We start from the raw sequence: 16900 nt of genomic DNA, 5'->3' as shown, positions 1-16900 counted from the left end.
CCTCACCCCGCCTCCACCACGAAGCCGCGTTGGCGCAGCAACTGCAGCACGCCCTTCGGGCCGCCGAGGTGCAATGCCCCAATCGCCACGAAGACCGGCTTGTTGGGCGCGGCGATCAGCATCATGCGCGACACGAAACGCCGGTTGCGCTCGTTGACGATCTTGTTGTCGATGGAATCGGAGACGCGTTTGTCGCGTGCCAGCGAATCCGACTTCGCCGCCTGCCACGCCGAGAGCGCATCGGCATCGCCCACCTGCCAGAGCCGGTGCAAGGTGCGCACGTCCGCCACGTTCTCGGCCGTCGTCTGCATCAGATCCTGCGCCAGCATCTCACGCTGCTGGGCCAGCGACAGGCTCGTAAAAGCGCGCATCTGCTCGCCCAGCGTCTCGAGCCCCACCACCTTGCCGCGCTGATGCAGATACACGTTCTGCAATTGCGCCTCCGTGCCGTACTCGGTCTGCAAGCCGGCGCTCAGCGAATCGTAGGTCTCCACCAGCAATGAGGCGAGCCACGGCCGCATGCGTTTCATCTCGTCGAGCGCGGCGGGATTGTTGCGCATCCGCAGTTCCAGCTTGTGCCAGAGCGGCTCCGGCAGCAGTTGCGGCAAACATTCGCGGCGGCAGACGCCGTACTTCGACACATCGTCCTGCGAGATCAACAGATCGTCCGGCGACAGTTCTAGCGCCAGGGTCGGCGACGCCGCCAGTGCCGCGAGGATCGAGCGACGGAACGGCTCGCGTGGCGGGTAGTCGGCGGGGTCGCCCACGTGCAGCGTGCCCAGCAGATAAATGGTCGTGTTGCCGCGTGTCGCGACATAGAACGGCATGCGCGCGGGCTGCGCGCGCACGGGTCCGCTCGTGGTATTGCCCGAATTCGCAGGCGGGGGATTGAAGCCCGGCAAGGTTGCGCGCGGGGGCGGCGGCGCGGTGGGTGCGCCTGGCACAGTCGGCGCGCTCGGCGATGGACCAGGGGCAGCGGGAACGGCGGGCACTGCCGGCAGCGGCAAAACCGGCCGCCCGCTTTGCGCAGGCGTGTTAGCGGCCGCGCCCGCGGCAAACGCCGCAGCGATCGGCCAGTTCGAACCATGACTGACGCAGGCGAGCGTGACACAACCCAGCAGCCACGTGCGCAGGCGTCGCGTGAAAACGGCACGGGTGCCGCCTTCACGCAGGCAGCGCGCACGACGACGCGCCGCCAACGCTTCAGGCATCCATGTCCCCCACCTCCTCGGCGCGATGGCATGACACCTGACGTCCATCCACTTCGCGCAGCCTGGGCTCCTCGCTACGGCATCGGTCAATGGCATACGGGCAACGCTGATGAAACGTGCAGCCCGAAGGCGGATTGAGCGGCGACGGCATCTCGCCCTGGAGTTTGATCTTGATGGTGCGATCCGCCTCGAAGATGGACGGTGTCGCCGACATCAACGCCCGCGTGTACGGATGACGCGGCTTCGAGAAAATGCGCTTCTTGTCGCCCAGTTCGACGACGCCACCGAAGTACATCACCATCACATCGTCGGCAATATGCTCCACCACCGACAGATTGTGCGAGATGAATACGTAGCTGGTCTTGAACTGCGCCTGCAGATCCATGAACAGATTGAGAATCTGCGCCTGGATCGACACATCGAGCGCGGAAACCGGCTCATCCGCGACCACGATCTGCGGATCGAGAATCATCGCGCGCGCAATCGCCACGCGTTGCCGCTGACCGCCCGAGAACATGTGCGGATAGCGCTTGGCGTGCTCGGGCCGCAGACCCACTGTGCGCATCATCTGCGCGATCCGCTCGGCGCGTTCGGTCGCGCTCAACTGCGTGTTGATGGCGAGCGGCTCGCCCAAGGTCTGCTCGACGGTCTTGCGCGGATTCAGCGAGGCAAACGGATTCTGGAACACCATCTGCACGCGGCGCCGCAAGGCGGCAATGCGCGCGTGATCCGCACCGGCGACGTCCTCACCGTCGATCATCAACCGGCCGGCGGTCGGCCCTTCGATCATGGTCAACTGACGCGCAAGCGTGGACTTGCCGCAACCGGATTCGCCCACCACCGCCAGCGTCTTGCCGCGATCCAGCGAGAACGACACGCCATTCAGCGCCTTGACGGTGCCGTGACCAAACATGCCACGCCGCACCGAGTAATGGCGCGCCAGTTGATCTGCGACCAGCACATGATCGCCGCCCGCCTGACCCGCGGGGCGCCGCGTTTCGGGTACTGCATTCATCGTGCGCCTCCTTGCGTGTGGATGTTGGCATCGCCAGTGAGATTCAGCGGCTTGATACAGCGTACCTTGGCCACTTCCGCATGACCTTGCAACGGCGTCAGCGCCGGCCGCGCCTTCATGCAGTCGTCCACTACGTACTTGCAGCGCGGCGCGAACAGGCACCCTTTGGGCCGGTCGTCGCGGCCCGGCACCATACCCGGCAACGCAGCCAGCCGCACCGCGCCGACATTGTGCTCGGGAATCGCAGCCAGCAGCGCTTCGGTGTACGGATGATGCGGCGCGGCGAAGATATCCGGCACCTTGTTGGTCTCGATGATCTCACCCGCATACATCACGGCCACGCGCTGCGCCACTTCGGACACCACGGCCAGATCGTGCGAAATCAGCACGAGCGCCATGCCGCGTTCCTTCTGCAGCTTCACGAGCAATTCCATAATCTGCGCCTGGATCGTGACATCCAGCGCAGTGGTCGGCTCATCGGCAATCAGCAGCTTGGGATTGCAGGCCACCGCCATCGCGATCATCACGCGCTGGTTCATGCCGCCTGACATCTGATGCGGAAACGATTCGATGCGGCTTTTTGCGTCCGGAATGCCGACCTGATCGAGCAGTTCAAGCGCGCGCTGATGCAGCGCCGCGCCACGCAAGCATTCGTGCAGTTTCAGGACTTCCTTGATCTGATAGCCGACCGTGTAGCTCGGATTCAGACTGGTGAGCGCATCCTGGAACACCATGGCAATGTCTTTGCCGATGATCTTGCGACGCTCCTTCGGCGAGGCGTTCAGCAGATCCTTGCCGTCGAAACGGATCTCGTCGGCGCTGACCTTGCCGGGCGCATCGATCAGGCCCATCAGCGCCATCATCGTCACGCTCTTGCCTGAACCAGACTCACCGACCACGCCGAGCACTTCACCGGAGGCCACGTCCAGGTTGATACGATCGACGGCAGGCAGGCCGTTGAAGTTCACCGCCAGATTGCGGATGGTCAGCAGATTGCCGCCAGCGCGCGCGGCACCGCCCGCAGCGTGCAGACCCGCACCGTCCGGGGACGGCGCATAAAGCGAATGTGGTGATTGTTTCATTAGGCCATCCGTTTCAGTTTGGGGTCGAGCGCGTCGCGCAGCCCGTCGCCGAGCAGGTTGATCGCCAGCACCGAGATCAGGATGGACAGACCGGGCATGGTGACGATCCACCACGCGCTGTCGATATAGTCACGCGCCGAAGCCAGCATGGCGCCCCATTCCGCCGATGGCGGTTGCACGCCAAGGCCGAGAAAGCCGAGCGCGGCGGCATCGAGAATTGCCGAGGAAAAACCGAGAGTGGCCTGCACGATCAGCGGCGCGGTGCAGTTCGGCAGCACCTGCGAGAACATCAAACGTGCGGTGCCGGCACCGGCCACGCGCGACGCCGTGACGTACTCCTTCTGCAATTCACCGAGCGCCGATGCGCGCGTCAGACGCACGTAGCCCGGCAATGCGACGATCGCAATGGCGAGCATGGTATTGATCAGACCGGGACCGATGATCGCGACCACGGCGACCGCCAGCAACAGCGACGGCAACGCGAGCAGCACGTCCATGATGCGCATGATCGGCGTATCGGCCCACTTCTCGAAGAAAGCCGCGATGAGACCGAGCACGACGCCCGGAATCAGCGCGAGCACGACCGAGACGAAGCCGATCCAGAACGACAGCCGCGCGCCGTACATGAGGCGCGAGAGGATGTCGCGGCCCGCTTCGTCGGTGCCGAGGATGAACTTCCAGTTGCCGCCGTCGAGCCACGCGGGCGGAATCTTCACGTAGTCGCGGTACTGCTCGATTGGACTATGTGGAGCGATCAACGGCGCGAACACCGCGACGAAAATCAGCAGCAACACGACCACGCCGGCCGTGACCGCGCCACGGTTACGGGAAAAGTTTGCCCAGAATTCGCGGGCCGCGAGCGCCCGCCCGCCTGGCGGCGTGACTGCACTGGGGATGCTGTTTTGGATGTCGGACATCATGCCTCCCGCAGAGCCGCCTCAAGGGAGGCATGCGCCCCCTCGGGGGGCAGCGAACGAATGTGAGCGTGGGGGTGCATGATTCCCTCCCGCAGAGCCGCCTCAAGGGAGGCATGGGCCCCCTCGGGGGGCAGCGAACGAATGTGAGCGTGGGGGTGCATAGTCTTTTTACCTCGTATGGCGAATGCGTGGATTCAGCACGCCGTACAACAGATCGACGATCAGATTCACGACGATCACGAGGGTGGCGATCATCAGAATGCCGCCCTGTACCACCGGGTAATCGCGCCGGCTGATCGCATCGATCAGCCACTTGCCGACCCCGGGCCACGAGAACAAGGTCTCCGTCAGCACCGCGCCCGCGAGCAGCGTGCCCACCTGCAAACCAATCACCGTCACCACCGGTATCAGCGCATTACGCAATGCATGCACGACGATCACCCGCCCCGGCGACAAACCCTTCGCGCGCGCCGTGCGGATGTAATCCTCACGCAGTACTTCCAGCATGGACGAACGCGTCATGCGCGCCACCACCGCCAGCGGAATCGTACCGAGCACGATGGCCGGCAGAATCAGATGACTCACCGCGGACGTGAACGCGCCTTCGTCGGTGGACATCAACGAATCGATCAGCATGAAACCGGTGACGTGTGGAATGTCGTACTCGACGGCGATACGTCCCGACACGGGCGTCCAGCCGAGCTTCACCGAGAACAGCATGATGAGAATCAAACCCCACCAGAAGATAGGCATCGAATAGCCGGTGAGGGCCGTGCCCATCACGCCATGATCGACGACCGTACCGCGCCGCAGCGCTGCGAATACACCGGCCGGCAGTCCCACGATGAGGGCGAACAGCATCGCGCAGATGGACAGTTCGACCGTGGCCGGGAAGCGGGCAAGGAACTCGTCCATCACGCTGGTGTTGGTGATGATCGACATGCCGAGGTCGCCATGCAGCGCGCGCCCGACATAGTGGAGATATTGAACCGGCAGCGGCTCATCGAGGCCGAGCCGGTGCATGGCCGCGGCGTGCATCGCCGGATCGACCCCGCGCTCGCCCATCATCACTTCGATCGGGTCGCCGGGTATCAGGTGAATCAGCGCAAACGCGAGGATCGTGATGCCGATGAAAGTCGGTATCACCATGCCAACGCGGCGCAAGACAAAACGAAACATGGTTTGTCCCCTTGGTCTTGATGAACGGAAAACACAACCGGCGACGAGGGCTTGTGACCCCGGTCGCCGGACCATTTCGACCAGTTTTCTAACCGTGCGAAAAACGGACTGCGTCAGTCATTGCGGCAAGCCAGACGGCTCGCCTTATTGCACGCCCACACCGTCGAAGCGTGCATAACCCAGCGGCTCGATGCGCATGTCGGTCACCTTCTTGCTGACCGGCTGATACACCGTCGAGTGCGCGATCGGCGAGAACGGCAACTGCTGCGCGAAGATCTGCTGCGCCTGCGTATAGATCTGCGTGCGCTGGCCTTGATCCGAAGTCGTACGGCCCTTCTGGATCAGATCGTCGAACGGCTTGTAGCACCACTTGCCGAAGTTGTTGCCGTTGATTGCCTCGCAGCCGAGCAGCGTGCCGAGCCAGTTGTCCGGATCGCCGTTGTCGCCGGTCCAGCCAATCAACATCGAATCGTCTTCACCTGCGTGAGCACGCTTGATGTACTCGCCCCACTCATACGTGACGATCTTCGCGCGCACGCCGACCTTGGCCCAATCCGCCTGGATCATTTCCGACATCAGGCGTGCGTTCGGGTTGTAGGCGCGCTGCACGGGCATGGCCCACAGCGTGATGTCAAAGCCATTCGAGAGACCCGCCTTGGCAAGCAGTTCCTTGGCCTTGGCCGGATCGTAGGACAGGCTCGGCAAGCCCTTGTCGTACGACCACTGCGTTGGCGGCATCGGATTCGTCGCGGACTGGCCTGCGCCCTGGTAGACGGAGTCGATGATCGCCTTCTTGTTGATCGCCATGTCGAGCGCCTTGCGCACATCGACGTTATCCAGCGGCTTGTGCTGCACGTTGTACGACAGGTAGCCCAGGTTGAAGCCCGGCTGCGACGGCATGGCAATGCTGCTTTCCGCCTTCAGCGGCGCGATGTCCGCCGGACGCGGATAGCTCATCACCTGGCATTCGTCGCGCTTCAGCTTCTGCACGCGCACGCCGGCATCCGGCGTGATGGCGAAGATCAGCTTGGAGATCTTCACTTCGTTCGGCTTCCAATAGTCAGGATTGCCGTCGAAACGGATCGTGGCGTCCTTCGTATAGCTGCGGAAAATGAACGGGCCCGTGCCCACCGGCTTTTGATTGAGGTCGGCTGCCTTGCCCGCCTTCATCAGCGAATCCGCGTACTCAGCCGACTGGATGGACGCAAACTCCATCGCCATGTTCTGGATGAACGGAGCGTTCACTTCCTTCAGCGTGAAGCGCACCGTGTACGGGTCGACCTTCTCGACCTTGTCGATCAGCTTGTCGAGGCCCATGTCCGTGAAGTACGGGAATTGCGCCGGGTACGCCTTGTTGAACGGCATGGTCGGATCGAGCATGCGCTGGAACGTGAACACGACGTCGTCCGCATTGAATTCGCGGGTCGGCTTGAAGTACGCCGTGGTCTGGAATTTGACGCCATGACGCAGATGGAACGTATAGGTCTTGCCATCCGGCGAGACGTCCCATTTCTCAGCGAGGCCCGGCTCGACCTTGGTACCGCCGCGTTCGAATTCGACGAGGCGATTGAAGACGGTGAACGTATTGGCCGTGAAATCAGTGCCCGTGGTGTATTGGGCAGGATCGAAACCCGCAGGGCTGCCTTCTGAGCAGTAGACCAGGGTTTTTTTCGGAATCGCGGCATGCGCCACGCTGGCGCCAACCATCGATACCGCTGCGGCTGCGACGAGCGTCGTGATCCGCGCGGCGCGCAACAGATTGTTTTGCTTCATGTTTCCTCCAGGTTCGAGGCTGGCTTTCACCAGCGTAGCGCGATATTACTAAGCATGGCTCGCTGCAACAAGCGGAGGAAAATGCTTCAGTTGACGATTGGAAACAATCCTTGACTTTGATCCACGGCGGGTCACGGTGGGTTGCGCCGGGGTAGCGCACGCCGTGCGTGCGCAAAAGCAGGCATCTCAGGCTATTTTAGGCTGTCAGCGTGGATTGCACGGCGCTTAAGCAGGCGCGGGGAGACAGGACGGGGAGCGGGACGGGAAAGCGGGACGGCTGATTGGCAAGGAAGAGCACCGCGCGGCGCGAGGACCGCGCGGTGTATGGCCGAAGCTCGACGTTTACGCGCCCAGCCGCTCGCAGATGGCCTGGGTGGCCGCTGCGTTGTTAAGGGTGTAGAAGTGCAGCCCCGCCACGCGTGCATCGACGAGCCGCTGGCACAGATCAGCGACCACATCCAGTCCGAAGGCACGAATCGACTCGCGATCGTCGCCGTAGCTTTCGAGCCTGCGCGCCACCCAGCGCGGCACTTCCGCGCCGCACATCTCGGAGAAACGCATCAACTGCGAGAAGTTGGTGATCGGCATGATGCCGGGCACGATAGGCACGTCGACGCCGAGCTTGCGGGCATCGTCGACAAAGCGGAAGTACGCGTCCGCGTTGAAGAAGTACTGCGTGATCGCCGAGTTGGCCCCGGCCTTCACCTTGCGGGCAAAGTTCTCGAGGTCGTGGCGCGGCGAGCGCGACTGCGGGTGGTACTCGGGGTAGCCCGCCACTTCGATCCAGAACCAGTCGCCGAATTCGGCGCGGATAAAGCTCACCAGTTCCGATGCGTAGCGCAGTTCACCAACCGAGCCCATGCCGGAGGGCAGATCGCCGCGTAACGCGACGATATGACGGATGCCGTGCGCGCGGTACTCGTTGAGGATGGCCCGCAGGCTGTCCTTCGACGAGCCGATGCACGACAGATGCGGCGCGGCCTCGAGACCGTCCTTCGCCATATCGACGACGGTATCGAGCGTGCCTTGCTGCGTCGACCCACCGGCACCAAACGTGACGGAGACAAACTTCGGCTTCAGCGCCGCGAGTTGCGCGCGGGTGGCGCGCAGCTTCTCGACGCCATCCGGCGTCTTCGGCGGGAAGAATTCGAATGAGAGTTCGAGCGGGTTCATGACTCAATCGCCGTGGTAAAAATTCAGCCCACTTCAGCCAAGACTGCGATTGCCGAAGATGAGCGCGGACAGCAGCCACGAAACAATGCTGTACAGGATCGAGCCAATGAACGCCGACCAGAACCCCGATACTTCGAACCCCTTCAGCAGCGACGCGCACAGCCAGAAGCACAGCGCATTGACCACCAGAATGAAGAGTCCTAGCGTGAGAATCGTCACCGGCAGCGTCAGCAGAATCAGCACCGGCCGCAGCACGGTGTTGATGAGGCCAAGCACCACCGCCACGATCAGCGCGGTGCCGAAGCTGCGAATGTGAATCGACGGCACGAGGTAGGTGATGATCAGGAGCGCGAGCGCATTGATCACCCAGGTCAGCAGCAAGGTCATGTAAAGCTCCTGTTGGGCCGAGAGTCCTTGATTGAGCGGAGCAGGCAGGCGCGGCCGTAATGCGCGCCGCGCCATCGGGCGAGCCGTCGTGACGGCCCGCCTGGTTGCCTGCCGTGAACCTGCTTAGTAACGGTAGTGGTTCGGCTTGAACGGACCGTTCTTGTCGACGCCGATATAGCCGGCCTGTTCGTCCGACAGCACGGTCAGATCCACGCCGATACGCGCCAGATGCAGGCGCGCCACCTTCTCGTCGAGATGCTTCGGCAGCACGTACACCTTGTTCTCGTACTTCGCGCCTTCGGTGAAGAGTTCGATCTGCGCGAGCGTCTGGTTGGTGAACGAGTTCGACATCACGAACGACGGGTGGCCCGTGGCGCAACCCAGGTTCACGAGGCGGCCTTCAGCCAGCAGGATGACGCGCTTGCCGTCCGGGAAAATGATGTGGTCGACTTGCGGCTTGATGTTTTCCCACGTGTACTGACGGGTCGAAGCAATGTCGATTTCCGAATCGAAGTGACCGATGTTGCAGACGATCGCGTTGTTGCGCATCGCCTTCAGGTGGTCATGACCGATCACGTGGAAGTTGCCGGTGGCCGTCACGAAGATGTCGGCCTTGTCGGCAGCGTATTCCATCGTCACGACACGGTAGCCTTCCATTGCCGCTTGCAGCGCGCAGATCGGATCGATTTCCGTGACCCACACCGTCGCACCCAGACCACGCAGCGATTGCGCGCAGCCCTTGCCCACGTCGCCGTAACCAGCCACGACAGCAATCTTGCCGGCGATCATCACGTCCGTTGCACGCTTGATACCGTCGACCAGCGACTCACGGCAGCCATACAGGTTGTCGAACTTCGACTTCGTGACCGAATCGTTGACGTTGATGGCCGGGAACGGAAGACGCCCTTCCTTCTCCATCTGATACAGACGATGCACGCCGGTCGTGGTTTCTTCCGTCACGCCCTTGATGTGCGCGAGACGCGTCGAGTACCAGGTCGGGTCGGCGTCGAGGTGACGTTCGATCGACTTGTACAGCGCGATTTCTTCTTCGTTGGTCGGCTTGGCGATGACCGAGCGGTCCTTTTCTGCCTTCGAGCCGAGGATCAGCAGCAACGTGGCGTCGCCGCCGTCGTCGAGAATCATGTTGGCGAATTCGCCGTTCGGCCATTCGAAAATGCGGTGCGAGAACTCCCAGTATTCGTCGAGCGATTCGCCCTTGAACGCGAACACCGGCGTGCCGGCCTTGGCGATCGCCGCGGCAGCGTGATCCTGGGTCGAGAAGATGTTGCACGATGCCCAACGCACGTCGGCGCCGAGTGCCGTCAGCGTTTCGATCAGCACGCCCGTCTGGATGGTCATGTGCAGCGAACCCGCGATGCGCGCGCCCTTCAGCGGCTGCTGCGTCTTGTACTCTTCGCGCGTCTGCATGAGACCGGGCATTTCGGTCTCGGCGATGTTCAGTTCCTTGCGGCCCCAGTCGGCAAGCGACAGGTCGGCAACGATGAAGTCCTGGGAATCTTTGGAATCGTAGACTGCGGCGTTCATCACGCCCTCCTTTCTAAAAATGACTAGAAATTTGACGTGAGCGCCGTTCGATGCGGTGGTTTCTGAAGCGCATAGCGCCTTCAGTCCGTCCGATTGAAAGTCTCCGAGCCTGGCAGGTATCCGGCGAATCTCGATTCACCGCCCCTGTCGCAACGCTCCTCGGAGACGAATGGCGATTGTAGCAAATCGAGATGGATTCGGGGTGACGCGGCGGGAGGGTCGATACGGCCTTGCAGGGCAGCCGCGCGAGTGTGGTTTCGGCTAGGTGGGGTGGGTTGTTGCGGCTTCTGGCGCGGGTGCGCTCAACGCACGCAGTTGGGCGAGATTGGCCTTGGCGGCTTCGACGAATACCTCCGACAGACGGAACGATTCGGCAACATCTTCGGGACGCGCCTGCTGCATGCCCATGAAAATCCGGAAGTAACGTTCAGCGTGGATGCGCGCGTGGTAATGCATGCGCACGCGCTTGCTATCGACGAGGCGCTGGTTGCCGAACAACTCACGCAGCGCCCACGAAAACGCGCCATCTTCGCCGCCGTTGCGACGAAAGAAAGCGTCCATCGGAAATCCGCCCAACGCGGCAAACGCAGCACGGCGTATGACGAGGCTGCTGGGCACCGTGTTGCTGAGCGTGGCGCCGAGCGAATCAAACGCGCTGTGCGTGGTGATATCTGCCGGAAAGCCGCTGAATTCGACGTCGAGGCGAATCGCCGCCTCGGCGGGATGCTGTTCGAGATAGAGGCTCGCTGCCGCCAGCGCGGCGGGGAAATACTCGTCGTCGGCGTCGATGAAAGCGAGCAGCGGCTGATCGGCATGCAGCGCACCCCAGTTGCGCGCCCGCGCCGCGCCGCCGTTCACCGGCATGGGCAACAGACCGACGCGGGCATCGCGTTCGCCGTATTGCCGAACGATCGCCATCGAATCATCGGCGGAGCCGTCGTCCACGACGATGATCTGCGCCGCTTCCGGCTGGATCAGACAGCTTTCGAGCGTGCGGGCCAGGGTGGCGGCGGCGTTGTAGCAAGGGACGATGATCGAAATGGGCAGCATGGGAACGGCGAAGCGGCTAAAACGGCGGGAAAGGAAACCAACGGCTCGATGATTCGAGCGCGCGAATGCCAGGGCAGACGCGGCTGGAACGACCTTCAATCATAGTTCGAGTGCGCGCAGACGCATCCTGAAAACACGGTGAGCCAGAGTGTCGCGGCGTGCTCACCTTGCGTTATCGCAACGCCCCCCCCCTCGATCCCTACCCTCAATATAACTATAATCACTCACCATTACCTCAACCATTCCATTTTGGAATTCCGGAGCCTGACATCGTGGAACTTCGTGCCCTGCGCTATTTCGTCGAAGTCGTGCGCCAGCAGAGCTTTACCGGCGCGGCCGAGCAGATGTTCGTCACGCAGCCGACCATCAGCAAGATGGTGAAATCGCTGGAGGACGAAATCGGCACGCCGCTCCTGCTGCGCGACGGCCGTCAGATGGTGCTCACCGACGCCGGACGCATCGTCTATCAGCGCGGTCAGGACGTATTGGCGGTGCACGCCCAGTTGCAGGCGGAGCTCAACGATCTGGATGCGATGGAACGCGGCCAGTTGACCATCGGCATCCCGCCAATGGGCGGCTCGCTCTTCACACCGGCCATCGCGGCCTTCAGGCAGCGCTATCCGAAGATCGAGCTGAAGCTGTTCGAACAGGGTTCGCGGGCGATCGAAACGGCGCTCATCAACGGAGAACTGGAGCTGGGCGGCGTGTTGCAACCCGTTGACCCGGAGCACATCGACGTGCTGCCGATCACCCATCAGGTGCTGTGGCTGGTGGCGCGGCGCGGCTCGCGGTGGGACGCCATGCAGCAGGTGCCGCTGGCGGACCTTGGCGCGGAGCCGTTCGTGTTCTATGGCGAGAGTCTCGCGCTCAACGACGTCGTGTTGAATGCCTGCCGCGACGCGGGCTTCATGCCGACCATCGTCGGCCGCAGCGGCCACTGGGACTTCATGGCGGCGCTGGTGCTCGCCGGTGTCGGCATTGCGCTCTTGCCCGCGCCGTACTGCCGGCGGCTCGATGCGACGCGCTTCTCCTGCCGTCCAGTGGTCGAACCCGAGATTCCGTGGGAAATGGCGATTGGCTGGCGGCGTAACGGCTACCTGTCGCATGCCGCACGGGCCTGGCTCGACGTGGCGCGCGAAACGCTGCAAGCGCAGGCCGGCGACGATCTCATGCACTGGCCGAATATCGGCATCAGCGGCGCGGCGCCTGCGACGACCTCGCCGTAAAACAACTCGTAAGCAACTCGGCGCAATAGCGCCAACGCAGCAAAGCCAACGCAATAAAAAATGCCGCCCGGCTCACGCCGGACGGCATTTCACGCAGCGCGGTAAATCAACTGCAAGCGCTGTCTACACCCCTTCGACGCTTACTGCGCCGTGACAAACTCGATGCGGCGGTTTGCAAAGCGGCCGCTCGCGGTGTCGTTGCTCGCCACCGGACGCGCATCGCCGTAACCCTGTGCGGTCAACGAATCAGCCGGCACGCCAGTCTTGACGAGGAACGCGCGCACCGATTCCGCACGCTTCTTCGACAGTTGCAGGTTGGCCTGCGCACCGCCTACGTTGTCCGAATAGCCCGCCACTTCCAGCTTCGGTGCGCTGCCGTTGTGCGCGCAAGCCATCAGCACTTGCGCCGACTGACGCAGGTCGTCCACCGCCGAAGCCGGCACATGGGCGCTGGCGCTTGCGAAGTTGATCACCTGCAGATTCAGCACCTTGACGACATCCGCCGTGGTGCACGAGCTGTCCGGCGAGAGCAGTCCCTTGATGGCGCTGCGGAACGATTGCGTAGCGTTGGCCACGGCTTGATCCACATTGAACGAGCCGATGTCATACGACGCGCCGAACAGTGCCTTCAGGCGGTCCAGCCAGCCGAGCTTGGCATTCGCTGCCGCGCCGCTCAGTTCGATATGCGCGCCGTTCACTTTCACTTCCGCGCCCGGCAATGCCATCAGCGGCAACAGGGCGTCGACGTGCGAGAGCCAGTCGGCCGGCTTGGTGTCCGGGTCGACGGTGATGTTCGCGTTGAAGTGGTCGGCGCCGAACTTCCTGGTCAACGCGTCGAGCAATGCGGCCTTCTCGGCCTCGCTACCAACCGTTGCATTCAGCGTCGGCTTGCCGGCTGCGTCCACCGTGAAGGTCAGCAGGCTGTCTTTGGTCGGTGCCGGCGCGGCGGCCGGTTGCGACGCTTCTGCCGCGCTGGCAGCCGTCGCTTCAGACGCGAGAGGTGCCGAAGCAGCGACATCGGAAGCCGCCACAGCGGAGGCTGCCTCGGGCGCGGAGGCTACCATGGCGCCGGACGCCTGCTGCGCGGGTGCGGCGACCTGTGCAGTCTGGTCCTCATGACAGCCACGCAGGAACAGGAACGCCAGTACGGCCGCAATGGCGGCCAGCAGCCACCACAGCCATTTGTGCGAGCGCTTCTCTTCACGCAGCACGGCGTCGACCGGCACGCGGGGCGTGCCTTGCGAGGAAGGCGTGGATTGCGCCACCGGCGTAGCCGGTGCAACCGGATGGTCGATGTGAGCGGAAACCGCCTTCAATTGCGTGAGGACATTGCCCACGAACGCGGCAACGCCGCCCGCGCCAAGCGCCGACAACAGACCGTCGTTCAAAAAACCGCCAATGAACGGCAGTTGATGCCCAAGCAGCGTGGGCAACTGGCCGACATTACCGCCGCCCTGGAAATGCCGCTTGAGCACGCCCAGCAGCGTGGCGCCAACGATGCCCGTCAGTGCATGCGTGGAGTGCGCGGGGACGCCAGTCTGGGCCGCGACGGTGTCGCTCAGGCCGTCGACGCGACGATCCAGCACGCGTTCCAGCAAATGCCGGCCCATGCCTTCGAGCTGGCTCATGCCGGCCGTGCTCGACAGCAGTTGCGGCAGTTGTTCGCCAATGTGAGCGTTAACGTCCGGCGACATGATCGCGGAGTACAGCGAACGCGTGCCTTCGAGCGTGGAGCCCTTTTGCATCAGTGCCGCGATCAGCGCGGGCGCTGCCGTACCGATCACCTTACCGGTTGCATCAGGCGGCAGTCCGATGCGTTCGGACAACTGCCGCACGACTCCGTCAGACAGCGCGGCTTGAATCAGTTGAATCACATTAATACTCATCGACTCGCTTCCTTGAATTTCCGAACGCGCCACCTGACACGCTCATTTTCGCCGCGAAATTATAGAGGCGTGAAAATCTCAAAAACGAGTCGACAAGATTAATTACATGATCAAAATGAAGCGCAAAAACGCCTGGTCTTAATCTATTTCAAAACCGCTCAACCCAAGGCGTGCAGCCGCATCACGCGACACGCACATATCCGACAATAACTGAGTTTAATTCTGTCGGATGACCCCACAAGAACCCCGCTCAAATTCAATCAATTAATGACAAAAATACCAGTCACGATTTTGAACAATATTTGCGCGTTATCAATCGAGGCGCATTTCCTTTAAACGATTAAACGACTAAACGCCCGACGATTCACGCGATTTATTCTGTCATACCGTCACCCCAGCCGACGCATGCTCCACCCCGCGCCGCGCCGCCGCGATGAAATCCGCGGCGCGCTCGCCGATCATCACAGTCGGCGCATTGGTGTTGCCGCCGATCAGCGTCGGCATCACCGAGGCATCCACGATCCGCAGACCGGACACGCCGCGCACCCGCAACTGCGGATCGACCACCGCCGCGGCGTCGCTCCCCATCCGGCAGGTCCCAACCGGGTGATAGATCGTGTCGGCATGCGCGGCGATGGTGGCACGCAGCGCGGCGTCGTTTTGACCCGCATGCGTGTACAGCTCCTCGCCGCCATGCATCGAAAGTGCTGGGGCATCGAGAATCCGCCGCGCCATGTACACGCCTTCCAGCAGCAGATCGAGATCGCGCGCATCGCTCAGGAAACGCGGGTCGATCACCGGCGCCGTGCGGGCGTCAGCATTGGCGAGCGTGACCGTGCCCCGACTGTGCGGACGCAGCACACACACGTGCAGCGAATAACCGTGCCCCCAGTGCATACGACGGTTGTGATCGTCGACCAGCGCCGCGCAAAAATGCAATTGCAGATCCGGACGATCCAGCGTCGGCTGGCTCTTCAGAAAGCCGCCGGCTTCGGCGACATTGCTCGACAGCATGCCCGTGCCGTGCCGCATGAAGCTCACGAACTGCGGCAGCATGCGGGCAATGCCGCGCACCGAAAAGCCGGTGGGCTCGATCGACGCCACCCGCTTGTTGATCGTGAAGTCCACGTGATCGATCAGGTTTTGCCCCACCTGCGGCGCGTCGTGAAGCACCGGCACCCCGAGCGCCTGTAACTGCGCCGCCGGCCCGATGCCCGAGCACATCAGCAGTTGTGGCGAATTGAAGGCGCCCGCCGCGAGGATCACCTCGGCACGCGCTTCCAGTGTTTCAGTGCGCCCGCCGCGCACGATTTCGACGCCGCGCGCCGCTTTGCCGTCGAACACCACGCGCAGCACCGTCGCATCCGTCAGCGTGTGCAGATTCGGCCGCGCGCGGTCGTAGACATAGGCGCGCGCCACGCTGCAACGTCGGCCGTCGCGTTGTGTGACCTGATAAAAACCAATGCCCTCCTGCTCGGCGCCGTTGAAATCGCCATTCAGCCGATGACCGGCTTCCTGTGCCGCCTGCACGAAGCGCTGCGAGAACGGATTGCGAAAGCGCAGATCGCTCACGGTGAGTGGCCCGTCGGCGCCGTGCCATGCATCGGCACCGCGCTCGTTGCCCTCCGCGCGGCGAAAATACGGCAGCACGTCTGACCACGTCCAACCGTGGCAGCCCAGCTCGGCCCATTCGTCGTAATCGAGCGGATGCCCGCGTGTGTAGATCATCGCGTTGATCGCGCTCGAACCGCCCAGCCCGCGCCCGCGCGGCTGGTAGCCTCGCCGCCCCGCCAGTCCCGGCTGCGGGGTGGTCTCGTAGCTGTAATTGGTCTTGAGCTTGAGTTGATTCGGCACCAGCGCCGCCACGCCGACCGGCATGTTGACGAACAGATTGCGATCCGTGTGCGGACCGGCTTCGATCAGCGCGATCGTCGCGTCAGGGCAGCGATCCGCGAGACGACTCGCCAGCGCACAGCCGCCCGAGCCCGCCCCTACGATGATGTAGTCGTATTGCATGCGCTCCTCCGGATTGCGGGCCCGTTGCTGGCGCCCGCTGTCTCGTGCACACTTGTCTACGTGTGTTTTCAGCGCATTGTAGGGAGCGTGACGCCATTGAGGCAACTTCGCGTCAGAGCCTTCCCTCTAAACGTAGGAGACCTCAGCCCCTATGATGAAAGGCCGTGGGAAGCGTGGGCACGGTGTCATCGCGAACGTCAGTCGTGCGCCTGCTGCCACGCCGCCCGGCACCGGGAAGCCTTGATCGTCATCCGCATGCACGGCATGGCCACGCGCCGTGCGCGGTAAATTCAAACGCAGTGCCAGGCATTCGTTGCGAGCGGGCGTGCGGTATCGCGGCAAGTCAAACAGCGCGCTCACCGCGCTCAAACCGCGAATGCACACACCACTGCGCCACGACTGGGCCAAAACCGGACCACACCGTGCGCCAGACCGAGCAA

The 16900-nt window shown here is 62.9% G+C and carries 13 protein-coding genes and 1 riboswitch; of the genes, 1 reads left to right on the top strand and 12 read right to left on the bottom strand.

What is annotated here, in order from left to right; translation table 11 throughout:
* Positions 1-2: 2 nt before the first annotated feature.
* From D0B32_RS31730 to D0B32_RS31685, 10 genes are all read right to left on the bottom strand, one after another.
* The gene (locus D0B32_RS31730; protein ID WP_117338379.1) at positions 3-1211 is read right to left on the bottom strand and encodes a TraB/GumN family protein; all 1209 of its coding nucleotides are present in this window, start codon (positions 1209-1211) and stop codon (positions 3-5) included.
* A complete protein-coding gene (locus D0B32_RS31725) occupies positions 1204-2226 on the bottom strand; it encodes a peptide ABC transporter ATP-binding protein (protein WP_117338377.1) in 1023 nt (340 codons plus the stop codon). The genes D0B32_RS31730 and D0B32_RS31725 overlap by 8 nt, the downstream gene beginning before the upstream one ends.
* Complete coding sequence (locus D0B32_RS31720) at positions 2223-3215, bottom strand: ABC transporter ATP-binding protein (protein ID WP_259295232.1); 993 nt, start codon at positions 3213-3215, stop codon at positions 2223-2225. The genes D0B32_RS31725 and D0B32_RS31720 overlap by 4 nt, the downstream gene beginning before the upstream one ends.
* A 92-nt stretch (positions 3216-3307) precedes the next feature.
* Entirely contained in the window at positions 3308-4225 is a 918-nt protein-coding gene (locus tag D0B32_RS31715; protein WP_117338375.1) for an ABC transporter permease subunit, read from the bottom strand.
* Between the two features lie 168 nt (positions 4226-4393).
* Positions 4394-5404 carry an ABC transporter permease subunit gene (locus D0B32_RS31710; RefSeq protein ID WP_117338373.1) on the bottom strand — a complete coding sequence of 337 codons (1011 nt, stop codon included), beginning with the start codon at positions 5402-5404 and terminating at the stop codon, positions 4394-4396.
* Between the two features lie 144 nt (positions 5405-5548).
* A complete protein-coding gene (locus D0B32_RS31705) occupies positions 5549-7177 on the bottom strand; it encodes an ABC transporter substrate-binding protein (protein WP_117338371.1) in 1629 nt (542 codons plus the stop codon).
* Between the two features lie 342 nt (positions 7178-7519).
* Positions 7520-8350: a methylenetetrahydrofolate reductase [NAD(P)H] gene (gene metF, locus D0B32_RS31700; protein WP_117338370.1), complete on the bottom strand. Its 831-nt coding sequence runs from the start codon at positions 8348-8350 to the stop codon at positions 7520-7522.
* Between the two features lie 33 nt (positions 8351-8383).
* On the bottom strand, positions 8384-8737 hold the full coding sequence (locus tag D0B32_RS31695) for a phage holin family protein (protein ID WP_117338369.1): 354 nt from the start codon (positions 8735-8737) through the stop codon (positions 8384-8386).
* Between the two features lie 123 nt (positions 8738-8860).
* The gene (gene ahcY / locus D0B32_RS31690) at positions 8861-10282 is read right to left on the bottom strand and encodes an adenosylhomocysteinase (protein WP_117338367.1); all 1422 of its coding nucleotides are present in this window, start codon (positions 10280-10282) and stop codon (positions 8861-8863) included.
* Positions 10283-10313: 31 nt separating this feature from the next.
* Positions 10314-10449: riboswitch (S-adenosyl-L-homocysteine riboswitch) on the bottom strand.
* Between the two features lie 94 nt (positions 10450-10543).
* Complete coding sequence (locus D0B32_RS31685; protein WP_117338366.1) at positions 10544-11332, bottom strand: glycosyltransferase family A protein; 789 nt, start codon at positions 11330-11332, stop codon at positions 10544-10546.
* Positions 11333-11604: 272 nt separating this feature from the next.
* Between D0B32_RS31685 and D0B32_RS31680 the strand changes: the two genes are divergently transcribed.
* Complete coding sequence (locus tag D0B32_RS31680; RefSeq protein WP_117338363.1) at positions 11605-12558, top strand: LysR family transcriptional regulator; 954 nt, start codon at positions 11605-11607, stop codon at positions 12556-12558.
* Between the two features lie 140 nt (positions 12559-12698).
* On the opposite strand, the gene D0B32_RS31675 is transcribed toward D0B32_RS31680, so the two are convergent.
* Entirely contained in the window at positions 12699-14444 is a 1746-nt protein-coding gene (locus D0B32_RS31675; RefSeq protein ID WP_117338477.1) for an OmpA family protein, read from the bottom strand.
* 381 nt (positions 14445-14825) lie between these two features.
* On the bottom strand, positions 14826-16460 hold the full coding sequence (locus tag D0B32_RS31670; RefSeq protein ID WP_117338361.1) for a GMC family oxidoreductase: 1635 nt from the start codon (positions 16458-16460) through the stop codon (positions 14826-14828).
* Between the last annotated feature and the right edge of the window lie 440 nt (positions 16461-16900).

Origin of the sequence: Paraburkholderia sp. DHOC27 (genome assembly GCF_003429005.1) — a bacterium.
Taxonomy (GTDB): domain Bacteria; phylum Pseudomonadota; class Gammaproteobacteria; order Burkholderiales; family Burkholderiaceae; genus Paraburkholderia.
Note: the sequence above shows the minus strand (reverse complement) of the source record. Positions and strands in the feature narration are given on the sequence as shown.

What these genes read in the sequence shown, in the direction of transcription:
- D0B32_RS31715 (WP_117338375.1), bottom strand. Translation starts at nt 4,225, where the DNA reads ATGTCCGACATCCAAAACAGCATCCCCAGTGCAGTCACGCCGCCAGGC.
- ahcY (WP_117338367.1), bottom strand. Translation starts at nt 10,282, where the DNA reads ATGAACGCCGCAGTCTACGATTCCAAAGATTCCCAGGACTTCATCGTT.
- D0B32_RS31685 (WP_117338366.1), bottom strand. Translation starts at nt 11,332, where the DNA reads ATGCTGCCCATTTCGATCATCGTCCCTTGCTACAACGCCGCCGCCACC.
- D0B32_RS31710 (WP_117338373.1), bottom strand. Translation starts at nt 5,404, where the DNA reads ATGTTTCGTTTTGTCTTGCGCCGCGTTGGCATGGTGATACCGACTTTC.
- D0B32_RS31705 (WP_117338371.1), bottom strand. Translation starts at nt 7,177, where the DNA reads ATGAAGCAAAACAATCTGTTGCGCGCCGCGCGGATCACGACGCTCGTC.
- D0B32_RS31695 (WP_117338369.1), bottom strand. Translation starts at nt 8,737, where the DNA reads ATGACCTTGCTGCTGACCTGGGTGATCAATGCGCTCGCGCTCCTGATC.
- D0B32_RS31675 (WP_117338477.1), bottom strand. Translation starts at nt 14,444, where the DNA reads ATGAGTATTAATGTGATTCAACTGATTCAAGCCGCGCTGTCTGACGGA.
- D0B32_RS31725 (WP_117338377.1), bottom strand. Translation starts at nt 2,226, where the DNA reads ATGAATGCAGTACCCGAAACGCGGCGCCCCGCGGGTCAGGCGGGCGGC.
- D0B32_RS31730 (WP_117338379.1), bottom strand. Translation starts at nt 1,211, where the DNA reads ATGCCTGAAGCGTTGGCGGCGCGTCGTCGTGCGCGCTGCCTGCGTGAA.
- metF (WP_117338370.1), bottom strand. Translation starts at nt 8,350, where the DNA reads ATGAACCCGCTCGAACTCTCATTCGAATTCTTCCCGCCGAAGACGCCG.
- D0B32_RS31670 (WP_117338361.1), bottom strand. Translation starts at nt 16,460, where the DNA reads ATGCAATACGACTACATCATCGTAGGGGCGGGCTCGGGCGGCTGTGCG.